Source organism: Robertmurraya phoenicis (assembly GCF_047302285.1).
In the GTDB taxonomy this organism is placed as follows: domain Bacteria; phylum Bacillota; class Bacilli; order Bacillales; family Cytobacillaceae; genus Robertmurraya.
The window spans coordinates 4,251,680-4,267,434 of record NZ_CP154845.1; the positions used below are offsets into that span (position 1 = coordinate 4,251,680).

At 37.9% G+C, this 15,755-nt stretch carries 18 protein-coding genes; 6 read left to right on the plus strand and 12 right to left on the minus strand.

Translation table 11 applies throughout. The annotated features are described in order from the left end of the window. Window positions 1-268 precede the first annotated feature (268 nt). Window positions 269-397, plus strand: a complete 129-nt coding sequence (locus AA0X71_RS21280) for a hypothetical protein (protein WP_413357266.1) — start codon at window positions 269-271, stop codon at window positions 395-397. A 139-nt stretch (window positions 398-536) separates the two neighbouring features. Continuing rightward, window positions 537-761, plus strand: coding sequence for a DUF2188 domain-containing protein (locus tag AA0X71_RS21285; protein ID WP_413357267.1), 225 nt, complete (start codon window positions 537-539; stop codon window positions 759-761). A gap of 100 nt (window positions 762-861) precedes the next feature. On the opposite strand, the gene AA0X71_RS21290 is transcribed toward AA0X71_RS21285, so the two are convergent. From AA0X71_RS21290 to AA0X71_RS21300, 3 genes are all read right to left on the minus strand, one after another. After that, on the minus strand, window positions 862-1,056 hold the full coding sequence (locus AA0X71_RS21290; protein WP_413357268.1) for a hypothetical protein: 195 nt from the start codon (window positions 1,054-1,056) through the stop codon (window positions 862-864). Window positions 1,057-1,418: 362 nt separating this feature from the next. Next, window positions 1,419-1,937, minus strand: coding sequence for a GNAT family N-acetyltransferase (locus tag AA0X71_RS21295; protein ID WP_413357269.1), 519 nt, complete (start codon window positions 1,935-1,937; stop codon window positions 1,419-1,421). Between the two features lie 25 nt (window positions 1,938-1,962). Further along, window positions 1,963-2,415: a MarR family winged helix-turn-helix transcriptional regulator gene (locus AA0X71_RS21300; protein ID WP_413357270.1), complete on the minus strand. Its 453-nt coding sequence runs from the start codon at window positions 2,413-2,415 to the stop codon at window positions 1,963-1,965. Between the two features lie 159 nt (window positions 2,416-2,574). Here AA0X71_RS21300 and AA0X71_RS21305 point away from each other — a divergent pair, with 159 nt between their 5' ends. The 3 genes from AA0X71_RS21305 to AA0X71_RS21315 are packed head-to-tail and all read left to right on the plus strand — an operon-like array spanning window position 2,575 to window position 4,306. Beyond that, complete coding sequence (locus AA0X71_RS21305; RefSeq protein ID WP_413362708.1) at window positions 2,575-3,021, plus strand: GNAT family N-acetyltransferase; 447 nt, start codon at window positions 2,575-2,577, stop codon at window positions 3,019-3,021. After that, the gene (locus AA0X71_RS21310; RefSeq protein WP_413357271.1) at window positions 3,018-3,659 is read left to right on the plus strand and encodes a YczE/YyaS/YitT family protein; all 642 of its coding nucleotides are present in this window, start codon (window positions 3,018-3,020) and stop codon (window positions 3,657-3,659) included. The genes AA0X71_RS21305 and AA0X71_RS21310 overlap by 4 nt, the downstream gene beginning before the upstream one ends. Before the next feature lie 53 nt (window positions 3,660-3,712). Beyond that, window positions 3,713-4,306, plus strand: coding sequence for an FMN-binding negative transcriptional regulator (locus AA0X71_RS21315; protein WP_413362710.1), 594 nt, complete (start codon window positions 3,713-3,715; stop codon window positions 4,304-4,306). A 1,449-nt stretch (window positions 4,307-5,755) separates the two neighbouring features. Here the strand turns inward: AA0X71_RS21315 and rlmD are convergent. The 6 genes from rlmD to AA0X71_RS21345 form a co-directional block, all read right to left on the minus strand. Beyond that, the gene (gene rlmD, locus AA0X71_RS21320) at window positions 5,756-7,129 is read right to left on the minus strand and encodes a 23S rRNA (uracil(1939)-C(5))-methyltransferase RlmD (protein ID WP_413357272.1); all 1,374 of its coding nucleotides are present in this window, start codon (window positions 7,127-7,129) and stop codon (window positions 5,756-5,758) included. An 85-nt stretch (window positions 7,130-7,214) separates the two neighbouring features. Next, window positions 7,215-8,141: a diacylglycerol kinase gene (locus AA0X71_RS21325; protein WP_019155477.1), complete on the minus strand. Its 927-nt coding sequence runs from the start codon at window positions 8,139-8,141 to the stop codon at window positions 7,215-7,217. A gap of 183 nt (window positions 8,142-8,324) precedes the next feature. Beyond that, the gene (locus tag AA0X71_RS21330; protein ID WP_413357273.1) at window positions 8,325-9,236 is read right to left on the minus strand and encodes a LiaF transmembrane domain-containing protein; all 912 of its coding nucleotides are present in this window, start codon (window positions 9,234-9,236) and stop codon (window positions 8,325-8,327) included. A 14-nt stretch (window positions 9,237-9,250) separates the two neighbouring features. Beyond that, window positions 9,251-10,330, minus strand: a complete 1,080-nt coding sequence (locus tag AA0X71_RS21335) for a hypothetical protein (protein ID WP_413357274.1) — start codon at window positions 10,328-10,330, stop codon at window positions 9,251-9,253. Next, on the minus strand, window positions 10,330-10,779 hold the full coding sequence (locus AA0X71_RS21340) for a hypothetical protein (protein WP_413357275.1): 450 nt from the start codon (window positions 10,777-10,779) through the stop codon (window positions 10,330-10,332). Before AA0X71_RS21340 ends, AA0X71_RS21335 begins: the two co-directional genes overlap by 1 nt. Next, window positions 10,776-11,366, minus strand: coding sequence for an RNA polymerase sigma factor (locus tag AA0X71_RS21345; protein ID WP_413357276.1), 591 nt, complete (start codon window positions 11,364-11,366; stop codon window positions 10,776-10,778). The genes AA0X71_RS21340 and AA0X71_RS21345 overlap by 4 nt, the downstream gene beginning before the upstream one ends. A 242-nt stretch (window positions 11,367-11,608) precedes the next feature. Between AA0X71_RS21345 and plsY the strand changes: the two genes are divergently transcribed. Then, window positions 11,609-12,214: a glycerol-3-phosphate 1-O-acyltransferase PlsY gene (plsY, locus tag AA0X71_RS21350; RefSeq protein ID WP_413357277.1), complete on the plus strand. Its 606-nt coding sequence runs from the start codon at window positions 11,609-11,611 to the stop codon at window positions 12,212-12,214. An 18-nt stretch (window positions 12,215-12,232) separates the two neighbouring features. Here the strand turns inward: plsY and AA0X71_RS21355 are convergent, their stop codons facing one another. From AA0X71_RS21355 to gatA, 3 genes are all read right to left on the minus strand, one after another. Next, window positions 12,233-12,793 (minus strand): thioredoxin family protein, encoded by a 561-nt coding sequence (locus AA0X71_RS21355; protein WP_413357278.1) that lies wholly within the window; start codon window positions 12,791-12,793, stop codon window positions 12,233-12,235. Between the two features lie 63 nt (window positions 12,794-12,856). Then, a complete protein-coding gene (gatB, locus tag AA0X71_RS21360) occupies window positions 12,857-14,284 on the minus strand; it encodes an Asp-tRNA(Asn)/Glu-tRNA(Gln) amidotransferase subunit GatB (protein WP_413357279.1) in 1,428 nt (475 codons plus the stop codon). 12 nt (window positions 14,285-14,296) lie between these two features. Then, window positions 14,297-15,754, minus strand: coding sequence for an Asp-tRNA(Asn)/Glu-tRNA(Gln) amidotransferase subunit GatA (gene gatA, locus AA0X71_RS21365; RefSeq protein WP_413357280.1), 1,458 nt, complete (start codon window positions 15,752-15,754; stop codon window positions 14,297-14,299). Between the last annotated feature and the right edge of the window lies 1 nt (window position 15,755).

Consider the following 15,755-nt stretch of genomic DNA (forward strand, 5'->3'; position numbering starts at 1 on the left):
TGTATCCTCTTTTGATTATTGCAAATAGGGAAATTGCATAAAATTTGTTGAAACTCTATCATTTTCTTCTTTATTCTTGATAATTCTCAAACATACTAATATTTTTGTGTTTGACAAATTATAAAAACCTCTAACTAAACACTACATATAGTATGCATTATAATCAATAAGATACTATATATTGTTCAATAAGGAAGATAGTGCTATAATTCTATGTTGTGGGGGCAGACAAACGAATACCAAAATTACATACAAGGAGGTGAACTAAATGGTACGAGTACGAATCAATACTTCCCAAGTTAATAGAGCTATTAGAGAGATAAATAGAGAAGTAGATAAACAGGTAAAAAGAGAAATGCAGAAACTCGAAAGGGACTTGAAGAGGAAACTAAAATAAAAAAGCCCTTATTTGTTTTGCAGAACAAATAAGAGCCATTAAATTAAATATCCACGTTTATAATACAATAAAATTCATTTTCATAAAAGAGGACTTACGTTTGCCTCCCACACAAATCAACTAATGAGGTGATGTATAGATGCGAAAAAATCAGCATGTTACACCGCATTCTGACGGTGGTTTTCAAGTTAAGGGTGCTCGAAATTCAAGAGCAACAAAAGTTTTTGATACCCAGCGTGAAGCTATTGCATATGGTAAAGAAATTGCAAAAAATCAGCAATCAGAACTTGTTATTCATAATCTAAAAGGTAGAATCAGAGAGAAAAACAGCTACGGAAACGACCCATACCCACCGAGAGGTTAATTGAACGAATCCATAAGGATTCAATAACTGACTTACTAATACAACAGGGAGGAACGTTCTTCCCCCTGTTTCTTTAAGTATTTTATAGGTATTTGATTTATTAGACAAGAAATCGTTTCATTTCTTCTAAACTTAAGTCCTTCGGTTCTATTCCGCCTTTTTCCTGACAGTAATCCCATAAGGCTCTTACTTTTACCTTTGGTTCTCCTGGTTTACGACCTATAGCAAAAACTCCGTCTGGGAACGCATCGTCAAATTTAATCATTTCTTCAATCATCTTTTTATCCGCTAACATATTCCCACCGCCTTTTTTACATTATACCAATCTTTCAGCAACTATTTGACATGAATTTGTTTATACAATCATTCTCTTCCCTAAACCCTTTCCCCTACAAAGTTCAAATTCACCTTAGATATACACTTCAAATAACCCCTGCCTTCTATGTAGTTGCCAAAAATAAAGATATTCTCCTTTTCCCTCCCTTAAATCCTGTTTTAATGGGCTTTTCAGGCTTTTAATCAAATATTTGATTACATCTGCCTGACATACCAAAGGTACGTTTTTCCTGATTATTAGAAACAAAAAACACGAGAAAAACTGGATGGAGAGTCCAATTTTCACTCATGCTATTTACCGTTTATGTTTGACGGGAACATTTACAATAGCGATTTTGTCATAATAAAGTCCGTTTGTTCTTCATCACCCATATAAAAAGAGTGAGTTCCAATTTGAACAAACCTGAGTTTCTTATAAAAAGCAATAGCATTTTCATTTTTTTCCCATACGCCTAACCAGATTTTCTTTTTATTCTGTTCCAACGCTATTTCCCTTGCTTTATTTATCAGATAATTACCCAGCCCCTGCTTTTGAAATTTATTCTTTATATAAATCCTCTCAATTTCAAGTGATTCATTACCCATTTCTTCAGACTGAGCTTCACCCGTATTGACCTTTAAATATCCAGCGACTTCATTATTAAAATAAACAAAAAAGAATTGCGAAAAAATATTGGTTAATTCTTTTTCTAATTGTTTTAAGTTAAATGCCCTTTCCAAATAGGCATTCATATTTTCGGGTGAATTCTGATGCTTAAATGTCTCATTAAATGTTTCATAACTAATTTCTTGAATAATGTGTAAATCTTCAAGGGTACACTTTTTTATGTTTGTAGTCACTTTAATATTTCGCTCCTTTAATTAGTCAATAATTTCTCTTGTTTCCCTTTTTTATAAATTCCCAGTCTATTTCTATATTTTTTCTAACCTTTTGAAGAAGATAAAAAAGGGTTTCTATTTCTTCTTCAGACATTCCAGCTAATGCGACCGTATTGGAATAATCATTTTCTCTTCTAATGAAAGGATAAACACTTTGCCCTTTTTCTGTTGGAAATAGATTTTTGATTTTTTGGTTACGACTATCCTCTCTCTTTTCAATAAATCCTTGAATCTCAAGTTTTTTTATCGCACGAGATGCTGTTGTTCGGTCTACCTTTATCATCTCTGCCAATTTTTCTTGAATAATCCCTGGATTTTCACATATCCGAACAAGATATAAATACTGTCCTTTTGTAAGGTTATATTCCTTAAATTCGATATTACTGATAGAATCTAAAGCCCTTGCTATCATTCCGATTTCTCGAAGAATCTCCTTCATAATTGCAACTCCACCATTATGTTGTATTTATCAATACTATAAATAAATATTATTATATTTTTGTTGCATTTACAACAAAAATAACCCAATATAAAACGTAGTGAACACAATTCATTATGACTTGTCTAAAAAAATAAATTCAGAAAGGTTGATAGAATGATGAAGTCAATAAAAATTACTACAGAAGAGGATTTAAAAAAAGCCTTTGATATAAGAAAAGAAGTATTTGTTGGAGAACAAGGCGTTCCATTAGAAGATGAATTTGATGAATTTGATACACTTAATGGACAATGTGAACACATATTAGTTTTTCTCAATGAACAACCCGTCGGAACAGGGAGGATAAGAATGGTTGATGAATTCGGTAAATTGGAGAGAATTTGCATATTAGAACCCTTCCGTAAATTAGGTATCGGGAAGATTATTATTAAAGCATTAGAAGAAATTGCAGAAAGAAATGCAGTATCCAAGGTTAAATTGCATGGACAAAAACAGGCAGAAGGATTTTATAAAAAACTCGGCTATCAGACTTCATCAGACATATTTATGGAAGATGGAATCCCGCATATTTTAATGGTAAAAGAATTGACAACAAAACACGTATGAAAAAATGGAGCTTAACAAAATTTACATTTTATTTTTTAGGAATTTTGATTTTAGCATTTGGCATTGCTCTTACCATTCAATCAAAACTTGGAACATCACCATTTGATGCACTGTTAGTTGGACTATCTGAAACAGTTGGTCTTACTGTGGGAAGCTGGGAAATCATAATCGCTTTTTTACTGATATTTTGTAATTCGTTTCTCAAAAGACAAAGACCCAAATTTTTAGGATTACTGACATCCATTATAACTGGTATTAGTATTGATATGTTGCTTTTTCTATTACACAATTTGATTACACCCGAAACATGGTTCAGTAAATTTATTTGTTTTGGAATCGGTATAATCTTAATCGGACTTGGAACTGCAATTTATTTATACACAAATTTTGCACCAATTCCTGTTGACCATTTAACTTTGATAATTCAAGAATTAACTAAAAGAAGCATACTGTTTTCAAGAACAGTGATATATTTATTCTTCTTACTGTCTGCCATTATATTCAATGGACCCATCGGCATGGGAACTGTCATTACTCTTTGTTTAGGTGGAGCTATTCTCAATTACTTTATGAAAATGATTAAAAAGCTGACGAACAACCCTAATCTATCAGACATGTGTACACAGTCAAAAAATTAGGAGCAAATAAAATTTTCGAGAGGTGAGACCATGTATATTCATCGCACTTTCAAATTAGAGATGAAAAAATTGCTCATGAAGTAATAAAACAATATGGCTTTGCGACCCTGTTTTCTCAACACAACGGAACACCATTCGCTACGCATTTACCTTTAAATTTGGATAAAGAAAATCAATACTTATATGGACATTTTGCTCGTTCCAATTCACAATGGAAAGATATTAGTCATCAAATAGTTTTAGCAGTATTTCATGGTCCTCATTGCTATATCTCTCCCTCGTGGTATGAGACGGATAAAGCAGTACCCACATGGAACTATGTGACTGTTCATGTTTATGGAGAAGTTGAACTTGTTGATGACGAGGAAGAGCTAATGGAGTCTCTGCATGAATTGGTATTGAAATACGAAGCACCTGAAAGTACATACAAGTTAGAGAACGTAGATACTGACTTTATTGCTGGTATGAATAAAGGTGTTCAAGGATTTAAAATAAAAATAAACAAGATAGAAGGCAAGGCAAAATTAAGTCAAAACCACCCAGTAGACCGACAAGAACTTGTCATCAATCAACTGGAACAGATTTCGTCTAAGGATGAACAAAAGATTGCCTCTCTAATGAAAGCAAACCTCAAAAATAGTCTTTAAGTTATTTATCTATCAGGTGTTTTTGTTCAATATCACGATTTATCAATTAGCCGAAGATGTGAAGGTTTTTATTCATATTTTTGGCTTTTTACATTTAGTATACTTATTGCTAAAAACCCCTTAATCCCTTTCCCCTATAAAGTTCAAACAACCTTAGATTTGAATTTAAAAAATCCCTGCCTTCTATGTAGTTGTCAAACATAGTTCTACAATCCCCCCTTCTCACAAACCCTTGTCATTCCTGCCTTTTTCCCATTTCCCAATTTCTGTCGTTAAACAATAACGGTAAATATCCCTCGCTCTTTTCCTCCTATTTATTGTCAGAAATCAAGATTTTTAGGAAAACATAAATGTACAATGTATTGACAGGAATTAGGATGTTGAGAAGTGGAGATTCCTGCTTTTTCTCTTGCCTTTTTTCTCTCTTTTCTTCCTCCCTTCTTTTTTAAAAACCGTTGGTTTTTCAGGCTTTTTCCTGCTTTTATATTCGCTTTCCTCTTGCCTTTCTCATGCTTTTTCCAGGCTTTTTAGAAACAAAAAACACGAGGAAAACTGGAGAGTTGCTCCAATTTTTACTCGTGCTATTTACCGTTTATATTTGACCATTTTACAAGTTGTTTGACCGTTTACCGTTTATGATTTGCGGTAACAGCCTTTTTATCCTGCTTCATTTGCAACGATCCCTTGTATCACCTATCGTTTCAGGCTTTTTCTCAATAAAAAAAGAACCGAGAAGGCGTAGCAATGGTACGCTCCCGATTCTGATTGGAGTGATACATAAAGCCCGATACATAAGTGCCTCCGCTTTCCCTTCTTTGTAAAACTAAGTTACAGATTGTAAGGGTTAGTTTCGGGGAGACAATATCTTAGTCCTTTTTGCATTAGCGTTCTCTACAGTTACACACTTTATTAAGTTTCATCGTAAATCTACACTATAAACTGATTCTTGTCTCTCACACTCCAAATAATGGATGTAATATTACAAACTAAACTTTATTTCTTCTCTCTCCTATGTATAACCAAAATAAACCCTTCCGATTTTACCCTCCTCAAACCCGCATTCTTCCGTTCGAGTCAAAATGAAGATTTCCGACTGAACCCCCATTTTGAACAATTTTCGATTCAAAAACGACCGTTTTTTCGCCTGTTTTTCCGCATTTTTTTCACGTTTTTTCGGGTGTTAAAATAGAAATCTCCGATTTTGGAATGAAGGATAAACGGAGAAATGAATAAGGGAAATAAGAATAAACATTGAGAAAAGATTGAATTAGACCTTCGGTCTCTTATTGAATAAATACTTGAGTGAAATATTGAAAAAAGCCCGGGTTCCTAATGAGGAAAAACCGGGATGATATTGAATCGGGACTGAAAATCGGAAATGTTTATTTTAACTGAAATCGGTAATGAATCGGAAATGTTTAATATTGTTCGGAAGAGTATTTTATTGTTTTACAATTCCAGAATTAACTGCGCCACGCACTCCACATGCGTCGTATGCGGAAACATATCCACCGGCTGAACCTCAACCGTCTTATATCCCCCATCTTCCAAGATGCGTAAATCCCGGGCCAGTGTTGCTGGATTACATGAAACGTATACAACTTTCTTCGGCTTCATGTCAATAATAGTCTGCAATAATGCCTCATCGCATCCCTTACGAGGTGGATCCACGACTAAAACATCGGCTTTATTGCCTTCTTCATACCATCTAGGAATTACAGCCTCAGCTTCACCAGTCTCAAACTCTGCATTCTCTATCCCGTTTAGAGCAGCGTTTTTCCGAGCGTCTTCAATTGCCTCTGGAACCACTTCGACTCCAAATACCTTCCTTGCTTTCTGCGCTAAGAACAACGAAATCGTCCCAATTCCACAATAAGCATCAATGACCGATTCCGAGCCAGACAACGAAGCATACTCCAATGCCTTATCATACAACACTTTCGTCTGCACGGGGTTCACCTGATAGAATGACAATGCCGAGATTGCGAATCGAACGTCACCAATATAGTCGTAAATGACTTCCGAACCCCAGAGTACCTTTGTTTTATCACCAAGGATCACATTGGTACGTTTTGAATTGACGTTATGGACAATTGATTTCACGTGAGGTAATCGAGAGACAATCTCTTCAACTAGTTGCTCCCGATTTGGAATCTCCAATGACCTTGTTACAAGGACGACCATTAGCTCGCCTGTTTGCTGACCGAAGCGTGCCATAATATGACGTAATACACCTTTATGCGTCTCCTCGTTATACGCAGGGATATGAAATCTTGCACAAATCTCTTTTACCACTTGAACAGCCTCATTAATTTCTGGAATCTGAATCAAGCTTTCGTCTGTATCAACAATTTCATGAGTCCTAGGTTTGAAAAAGCCAGCGATTAACTTTCCATCCTTTTCACCCACTGGAACCAGCGCTTTATTGCGATAATGCCATGGGTTGTCCATTCCAAGAATGGGGTGAACGACAACATTCTCGAGTTTTCCAATGCGCGTAAGAACTTGCTTAACCTGATTCTCTTTATACTTCAACTGACCTTCATAGCTTATATGTTCCAACTGGCATCCACCGTATTTGTGCAGTTCCTCCCGCGGAATCTCCACACGGTAAGGACTCTTCTCATACAGCTCGATCAAACGACCCAAGCCATACCCCTTGTTCGTCTTAATCACCTTAATCTGCGCCTTTTCTCCAGGCAAACCATTCGGGACAAAAATTGGATAGCCTTCAACTTTGGCAACCCCTGCTCCATCATGGGTTAAATCTTCAAATATGACATCTATGTATTCATTCTTTTGAACGGGTAATGTACGTTTCATCAATTGATTCCTCTTTCATGCGTCCTGTATATAAATGAGATTGTATCATACCTTTAAGGCAAAAGAAAAAGCCAGCAAAATGATGCTAGCTTAGCATATCTTTCGGGCGATCCTCATCCCGAATCTGATCAATCGGAACAAACACTTCTAAATGACGATATAAGTTGACGAATTCCGCTGGAAGTAGTCCACCGAATTCTCCATCTAGATTGAGTTGAACTTTTTCATTAGACTGGACCTTAATGCGATTAGCTTGTGTGTAAATGACCGCTGGATCGTGGATATGTTCACCGCGTAATGCTAGAGTTGCTACTCTGACAAAATCGGCCAAATTTGTTTTCTTCAAAATGAGCAATGAAAATAGTCCATCGTTAATCGAAGAATTCGGTGCAAGCTTTTCAAAGCCTCCCACTGAGTTTGTAAGACCAACTAAGAACAACATCACTTCCCCTTCGAACAACTTCCCATCATACTCAATACTTACTTCCGTCGCTTTGAATGAAGGAAGCATTTCAATCCCCTTTAAATAATAGGCAAGTTGTCCTAGCATAGTCTTGAGCTTACTAGGAACCTCATAAGTAAGTTCTGTAATGCGTCCGCCACCACTTATATTGATAAAATATTTATCATTTATTCGACCCACATCGACTGGGATTGTATCCCCTTTAACAATGATGTCAGTTGCTGCCTCAATGTCTCTTGGAATATGCAGAGCTCTAGCAAAATCGTTCGTCGTACCTGCTGGAAGGATGCCAAGCTTTGGGATATATTCTTGCTCTGCTAAACCATTAACGACCTCATTGATCGTTCCGTCTCCCCCGACTGCCACAACGAGATCATACTTCCGTTCGACCGCCACTCTCGCTGCTACTGTGGCGTCACCAGCACCAGTAGTCGCATGGCAAGAGGTCTCATAACCTGCTTTTTCAAGTTTTTGTAACACCTCAGGTAAATGTTTTTTAAATAACTCACGTCCTGAAGTTGGATTATAAATAATGCGTGCTCTTTTCATATCTATCCATCCTAGAAAATAATAATCTTTTTAACAAATGTAAAGCCCTTCTCGTAAATACGGTTGCTATTTACAAATACAGCCTTAGTAAATAATTCCATCCCTATCATAACGCAAAAGAAGTCTGACTTCCACTTTCACATATAAAAAAGAGATTCCCAGCTTAAGCCGAGAATATCTTCCTTAAGGAGTCACTAGCGATACATTGACATAGTGCGCCCTTTTAATATCTATACTATGCGTACCTTCACCAATTTTCATCCGACCATTTTTATTTTCATTGGATTTATCTTCTTCTGTCCACTCTACATCTTCACTTTGTAAGTTTTGTACTTGTGAAGCAGAAATTTCAAAATCGCTATTTTCTTCGACTTGAAGGGAAACCTCTCCTACATTTTCAATGGTCCAATTATTACTGAGTTCCCGAGGCTTTAAGATAACATAATTATTTTGGCCAATGACTTCAAATTTAATATGATCTGGTATTAATAGCGTTGCTTCCATATTGCCATAGTAGTGTAAAAATGGTCCGTTCCCTCTTGGCAAGCTTTTCACCTCAAGGTATAGCGTGTCACCCTTTTTATTGATAGAGACGTAATCTTTCACATTAGATATAAGCTTGTCTTGTCCTTTCGGAAGGGTTGCTGTATACGTTCCAAACATGGAAACCTCTTGACTCTTCGTTCCTTCGACAACTAAATTCTCACGATCCGTCTTCAACACAATTCTTTTTATATTTTGATCAATCGTTTGATTTAATGGCGGAAGCTCCACTGTCCGTTCCTCACTGGAAATCACATCTTTTGCGATATCTGTAAGTCCAAATGAGCTTACAATCGAAAAGCCGATTCCTACTGTTCCAATAATGCCAACAAAGAAAATACTTAAGAAATCATATTTTAGAAAAGGTTTTTCGTTTCTTGAGACAAAAAGATAGAGTAGAATTTCAATCCCTAGCACAATCAGAATCACCGGCCACCATGAAATCATAATACTCATGAGGCTCAAATCAAGAAATTGTGATAGGAGGAGGAACACCCCTAAAAAAAGGAGAGAGGCTCCCATTGAAATCGTCCCAACACGCCACGTTCTCATTGTTTTCTCCTCTGTCATTTGACCGCACCCGCTTTCTTCCGTTTACTTCCCATTAATAGCTTAATGCCGCCACCAATCATAAGAATACAAACAATGGCGGTTTGGAAATAGCGATCAAACCAGTAACGAATATCGATATCAATCAATTGAGCGAGCATTGGCGAAAAGGCTGGCAGGACGATATTGCTTATCAAATAGTATAAACCGAGTAAAATGAGACCGATTCCGACCCATTTTTGATGATTAATAAAGTAGGAGATAATCGGCACATCTTCCATCTCTTCCTTACCATATCTCGAAGCTTTTTGCAGACCATCAAAAAAGCTATAGAACCAGATAATTGGGATCAGGAACAGAAAGATCCCCAATCTTAAAATATCTAAAATATAGATAGAGAAGAGGAACGCAGCCATGAGTTGGATCCCACGTTTTTGCAAGCCAAGGTAAAGATGACCTGCCCCTGGAAAAATCGAAAGAAATGTCGCGATTGATTTGCTCTTTTTCCCATCTTCTCGTTTCATTTCTAAATCCTCTAGAATCGAGCGATCGACTAACTCTTCTCCTCTTTGCTTTTTGCTTAAAAGTTGCATCGTATCAAAGAATCCGTACACCCAAATAACCGGGAGGATTGCTAGGAAAATGAGGAATTCACTTCTTGACGTTAACACGGTAACGAAAAACACCATAATCATCGTTCCTAGAAAACTAGTTAAGAGCGTCATTCCTCGATTCATCAACCCTAATTGAAAGTGACCTACTCCAGGAATGAAAGAAAGGACAATCGTAAAAAATCGTTCCTGCTCATTCGTTTGTACCTTCGTTGGTTGACCTTCCGATTGCACAAGACCTGTTTTATAAACTGTTTTTGGTGCCGTTATCGCGGTGTCGATAATATTGACAATGTAGAGGATAACCCCCAAAACAAAAATGACGATAGCCATTTCTTCTTGCCAAGATGACAACAAGATAAAGAACAAAATAATTAAAGCAAATTCGCCAAACATATAAGCTAATCCACGAAGAGTTTGTTTTAAGTACAGCAAACCTCCCCCCGGGAAAAAAGATAGTAAAAACGCTACAATTGGGTTTTTCATTAATTGTCCGCCCCCTTATTTTTCATATGATCCATCCATGCAAATGTTTTATTAACAAGCTCTTCTGTGACAGAAGGCGTACTTTCTTTTAGCTCTGGACCTTCTACAGCATCGACATAACTAGTGATCGATTGAAAGACTCCTGACATCGTGAAAAGCAGCGTCATGGCAACAGCGAGCGCATAATGGAAAAGTGTTTTTTGATAAAAAGGACCCTTCGCTTCGGGAACGTTTTCCTTTGATTCAGACACTTGAGCCATAATCAGATTGGTAAAATCATCTTCATTCGATAAAACAGGGAGCTCCGTTTCGACCTCATTCACTGCCTCAAGATAAAGCTCCAAACATTGGTCGCAAGTATATAAATGATCATCATACCTTTCTCGGTCTACTTCATTTAATTCATTTTTCACGTATAGTTTCCACTCATCATACGAAATATGGTTCATGAAAAATCGTCCTCCTTCCAATGCTTTTTCATCCAGAGACGGGCCCGATACAGCTTTGTTTCAATCGTTTTTACCTGAACCTGCTGTTCCTCTGCCATTTGCTGATAGCTTTTTTCAGCTATATAGAAATCGTAGATGACTCCCCGATAGTTTTCCGGAAGTTCCTCTAGTCTCTCTCTCACTAACTTTCGTCTTTCTTTGTTTATAACCTCTTCCTCCACTCGATCCTTTGTCGTTACGAGAGAGTCATAGACAAGCGATTCGACCATTTCTTCTGGCTTTCTCGCTTTTTTTCGTTTTAGATCAATCGAATGATTGACGGCAATTCGTTTCATCCATGTTTTAAAGCCTTGATTCTCATATTGGGGGAGAGAATGATAGATCTTTATAAACACTTCTTGTGTAGCATCTTCAGCATCCTTTTGATTCCGAAGCACCGCGTAGACCGTTTTGAACAACTCCGTGCGATACTTCTCAACCAGCAATCTAAATGCATGATCATTGCCACTTAATATTTTCTTAATCAGAACCTGATCCTCAATCTCTCTCTCCCCCTTTCGAGCAGCCTCTAAACTAATAGACGACATCTTTTGGTGAACCCCTACAGCAGAAATTGATTTTTGACTCATTTTATCTCTAATTTGATGAAACGGTAGGAGAAAACTCGTTTGCTCCTACCGTTTCATTAAATCAGAGTCAAAAATCGTTCTCCCCAACAATATTGATTACTATAGCATGAAATAATTATCTCATAAAAGACTCTCAAAATATGGTAAGATTTATGTGCGGATCTTTGTAAAAAGAGAGAACCTACTAAAAGGGGGATGTTATGAACATTATCTTTTTGATCGCAGCCTATTTGATTGGCTCGATTCCGACGGCATTAATCGTTGGAAAGCTGTTTTTCAAAATAGATATCCGTGAGCATGGGAGCAATAATCCTGGAGCGACGAATACGATTCGAGTATTAGGAAAACGAGCTGGCTTAATCGTTTTAATCGTAGACGTAGGAAAAGGAGCACTTGCTGCGTCCCTTCCTATTCTATTTCATTTGGACATGGAGCCTCTTACCCTTGGATTAATTGCCGTTGTCGGACACTGCTTTCCGATTTTTGCCCACTTTAGAGGCGGAAAGGCGATCGCTACAACAGCTGGCACCTTGCTTGTTGTCAATCCGTGGATGCTGCTCATTGCCTATGTAACCTTTTTTGCTGTTATTTTCATCACGAAGTATGTCTTTCTTGGGTCAATATCTGTAGGCGTCGCGCTATTTATCTATTCTTTTTTCCAGCCGGGGACAGGATACGAACTCATCTTTTTCTTCTTTATTCTATTTTTGCTTTTCCTGCACCGGCCCAATATTCGCAATTTCCTTGCTCATAAAGAGCCGAAGGTAAATGATCAAAAGGTAAAAAATGATCGCATCAAAAAATAACGAGAGACAGGGCAGCCCCTATCTCTCGTTTTTCAATTTCAAAATAATGCTATTTGCGACTGCCTGCCATAATGTTTGATCCTTCAAGTAGGTTTGCTTCACCAGCTTGAACATTTCCTTTTGTTTGTCTTGAAAATCTTCTGCATCCTTGGAAGGTAGTTTCTCCCGAAGTCCATCAACAAAGTTTTGTGCTTCTGGTGCTCTTGGACCCCAAACTGCTTTTTCATTGCCCTCATCATCGATAAAAATAAAAATTGGAATCGAGCGTGCTGTTCCATTTGTTAAATATTGATCCATTAATTCAAGATTGCTATCTCTTAATACAAATCGAACGTCTAAGTCCAATTCTTCTGCCATTTTCATCAAAATCGGATTGTTCATAAGAGCATCTCCGCACCAATCTTCCGTTAGGACAATGACTTTAGAAGCGACTCCTTTTAACGATTGCAGTTCCGTTTTTGCCTCTGCCTGTAACTCAAATTGCTCGTAAACCGTACTCATTTCATCCAGATTAACCTTCATTTGTCCTTTGTATTCTTCATACGTTAACCCTTTTTCAAACCAGTCTAGTAAATTCAATTTGCCACTCCTCCTCATAAAAAAGCTGGTAAGCCTAGCCTACCAGCACTTTTTTCGAAAAATTTAACGCTTCTGAATTTCTTGTTGTAAAAGCTTGTTGACGATTTGTGGATTGGCTTGTCCTTTTGTCGCCTTCATCAATTGACCGACAAGGAATCCAATCGCTTTGTTCTTTCCATTCTTAAAGTCCTCAATCGATTGTGGGTTGTTATCTAACACTTCCGTTACAACTTTAAGCAACTCGCCTTCGTCGGAAATTTGCACCAGTCCTTTTTCCTTGACGATTTGCTCAGCGTCGCCCCCATTTTCAACTAATTCTTTAAAAACCGTTTTGGCGATTTTTGAGGAGATCGTGCCGTCCTCAATCAGCTTGATCATGCCCGCTAAACCTTCTGGTGTTAAGGCAACATCCGCTAATTCTTTTTGCTCAGCGTTCAAGTAAGCGGAAAGTTCCCCCATGAGCCAGTTTGAAGCTTGCTTTGCATCCGCACCCGCTCCAACTGTTGCCTCAAACAAATCAGCCATTTCCTTCGTCATCGTAAGGACTCCTGCATCATATGGTGGTAATCCTAGTTCTTCGACATAGCGTTTTTTCCGTGCATCTGGAAGTTCCGGAATTTCAGCGCGGACTCTTTCCTTCCACTCTTCATCAATATACAAGTCTAATAAATCTGGTTCAGGGAAGTAGCGATAATCATCAGAACCTTCTTTGACACGCATAAGCAACGTTTTTCCTGTCGCTTCATCAAAGCGGCGTGTTTCTTGCTCTATTTTTCCACCTGCTAGAATAACTTCCTCTTGACGCTTTTCTTCGTATTCCAAGCCTTTACGAACAAAGTTAAAAGAGTTTAAGTTTTTCAACTCGGTTTTCGTCCCGAATTCTTCTTGCCCAACAGGACGAATCGAGATGTTAGCATCACAGCGTAAGGAACCCTCTTCCATTTTACAATCAGACACACCCGTATATTGAATAATCGATTTTAATTTTTCCAAATATGCGTATGCTTCATTTGGCGTTCGGATATCTGGCTCAGATACGATTTCAATTAACGGTGTTCCTTGACGATTGTAATCACAAAGAGAATAGCCTTGCTCATGGTTTAGCTTTCCTGCATCCTCTTCTAAATGAATTCGTGTAATTCCAATTTTCTTTTTATAGCCATCCACTTCAATTTCGATCCAGCCATGCTCACCAATTGGCTTATCAAATTGCGAGATTTGGTACGCCTTCGGATTATCTGGGTAAAAATAGTTTTTCCGATCAAATTTTGTTTCGGTGGCCACTTCACAGTTGAGTGCCATCGCTGCCTTCATCCCATAATCAACGACTTTTTTATTTAAAACAGGCAGTACGCCAGGATAACCTAAATCGATCACCGTTGTATTCGTATTTGGTTCTGCGCCAAAATGATTGGGGCTAGAGGAAAATATTTTTGAGTCTGTCTTTAATTCAACATGGACTTCAAGTCCGATCACCGTTTCAAATTTCACTTCTCTCACCCCTTACAATTGTGGTTTTTGTTTATGGAAATTGGTTGCTTGTTCAAATGCATGAGCCACGCGGTATACAGTACTCTCATCAAAATGCTTTCCGATAATTTGTAAGCCCAGTGGTAATCCGTTGCTAAATCCACATGGAACCGAGATTCCAGGTACTCCTGCAAGGTTTACAGGAATCGTTAAAATATCATTTCGATACATCGTCATCGGATCGGATGTATTTTCACCCACTTTGAAGGCTGGTGTTGGTGTTGTTGGACCGATAATCACATCATATTTTTCAAAAATATTTTCAAAGTCTTGCTTAATAAGCGTACGAACCTTTTGTGCCTTTTTATAATAAGCATCATAATAGCCGGAGCTTAAAGCAAAGGTTCCAAGCATAATCCGTCTCTTCACCTCATCACCAAAGCCTTCCGCTCTCGTATTTTTATATAAATTCATTAATGTATCAGCATTTGGCGTACGATATCCGTATCTCACACCGTCAAAGCGTGCTAAGTTAGCAGACGCCTCAGAAGAAGATAATAGATAATAGGTCGCTAAGGCATATTTAGAATGTGGAAGCGATACCTCTTCCCATGTTGCCCCTAATTTTTCAAGGACTTTCAACGCATCAAGAACCGATTGTTTAACTTCTTCCTTTACTCCTTCGCCAATATATTCTTTTGGCACAGCAATTTTCAAACCTTTGACATCGCCTGTTAAAGATTGCACAAAATTAGGTACGTCAACATTAGCAGAAGTGGAATCCATCGGATCAAGTCCTGAGATTGCTTGCAGTAAATAAGCGTTATCCTCCACCGTTCTTGTTAAAGGTCCAATTTGATCTAGAGATGAAGCGAAAGCCACTAGGCCAAAACGTGACACTCGTCCATAGGTCGGCTTCAGTCCAACGACACCACAGAAGGATGCTGGTTGACGAATCGATCCTCCTGTATCAGATCCTAATGAAAATAGGACTTCCCCTGCTGCTACAGCTGCTGCTGAACCACCTGAAGAACCACCTGGGACGGTTTCAAGATTCCACGGATTTTTCGTTTTTTGGTAGCCTGAATTCTCTGTTGAAGAACCCATTGCGAACTCATCCATATTTAATTTTCCAATTGTAATGGAGTCTGCCGCTTGAAGTTTTTGAATCACAGTTGCATCATAGATCGGATTAAAATTATCGAGGATTTTACTGGCACAGGTTGTCCGTAAATCGCGTGTCACAATATTATCCTTAATCCCAATGGGCATTCCAAAGAGAAGGCCTTTTGATTCATCCGTTCCTAGCTTTTGATCCAGCACTTTTGCTTTCGTACGAGCTCTTTCTTCGTCTAATGTTAAGAAAGCCTCTACTTTATGATCGACCTGTTGAATTTGTTGATAGGACTCATTAACTAGGTCAGTAACAGATATTTCTTTTTTATGTAATTGCTCATGGAGCGCACTTAACTTCTGATCAAATAAACTCAAT

What these genes read in the sequence shown, in the direction of transcription:
- AA0X71_RS21290 (WP_413357268.1), bottom strand. Translation starts at nt 1,056, where the DNA reads ATGTTAGCGGATAAAAAGATGATTGAAGAAATGATTAAATTTGACGAT.
- AA0X71_RS21325 (WP_019155477.1), bottom strand. Translation starts at nt 8,141, where the DNA reads ATGAAAAGAGCACGCATTATTTATAATCCAACTTCAGGACGTGAGTTA.
- AA0X71_RS21300 (WP_413357270.1), bottom strand. Translation starts at nt 2,415, where the DNA reads ATGAAGGAGATTCTTCGAGAAATCGGAATGATAGCAAGGGCTTTAGAT.
- plsY (WP_413357277.1), top strand. Translation starts at nt 11,609, where the DNA reads ATGAACATTATCTTTTTGATCGCAGCCTATTTGATTGGCTCGATTCCG.
- AA0X71_RS21285 (WP_413357267.1), top strand. Translation starts at nt 537, where the DNA reads ATGCGAAAAAATCAGCATGTTACACCGCATTCTGACGGTGGTTTTCAA.
- AA0X71_RS21345 (WP_413357276.1), bottom strand. Translation starts at nt 11,366, where the DNA reads ATGTCGTCTATTAGTTTAGAGGCTGCTCGAAAGGGGGAGAGAGAGATT.
- AA0X71_RS21280 (WP_413357266.1), top strand. Translation starts at nt 269, where the DNA reads ATGGTACGAGTACGAATCAATACTTCCCAAGTTAATAGAGCTATTAGA.
- AA0X71_RS21305 (WP_413362708.1), top strand. Translation starts at nt 2,575, where the DNA reads ATGAAGTCAATAAAAATTACTACAGAAGAGGATTTAAAAAAAGCCTTT.
- rlmD (WP_413357272.1), bottom strand. Translation starts at nt 7,129, where the DNA reads ATGAAACGTACATTACCCGTTCAAAAGAATGAATACATAGATGTCATA.
- AA0X71_RS21310 (WP_413357271.1), top strand. Translation starts at nt 3,018, where the DNA reads ATGAAAAAATGGAGCTTAACAAAATTTACATTTTATTTTTTAGGAATT.
- AA0X71_RS21330 (WP_413357273.1), bottom strand. Translation starts at nt 9,236, where the DNA reads ATGAGAACGTGGCGTGTTGGGACGATTTCAATGGGAGCCTCTCTCCTT.
- AA0X71_RS21340 (WP_413357275.1), bottom strand. Translation starts at nt 10,779, where the DNA reads ATGAACCATATTTCGTATGATGAGTGGAAACTATACGTGAAAAATGAA.
- AA0X71_RS21335 (WP_413357274.1), bottom strand. Translation starts at nt 10,330, where the DNA reads ATGAAAAACCCAATTGTAGCGTTTTTACTATCTTTTTTCCCGGGGGGA.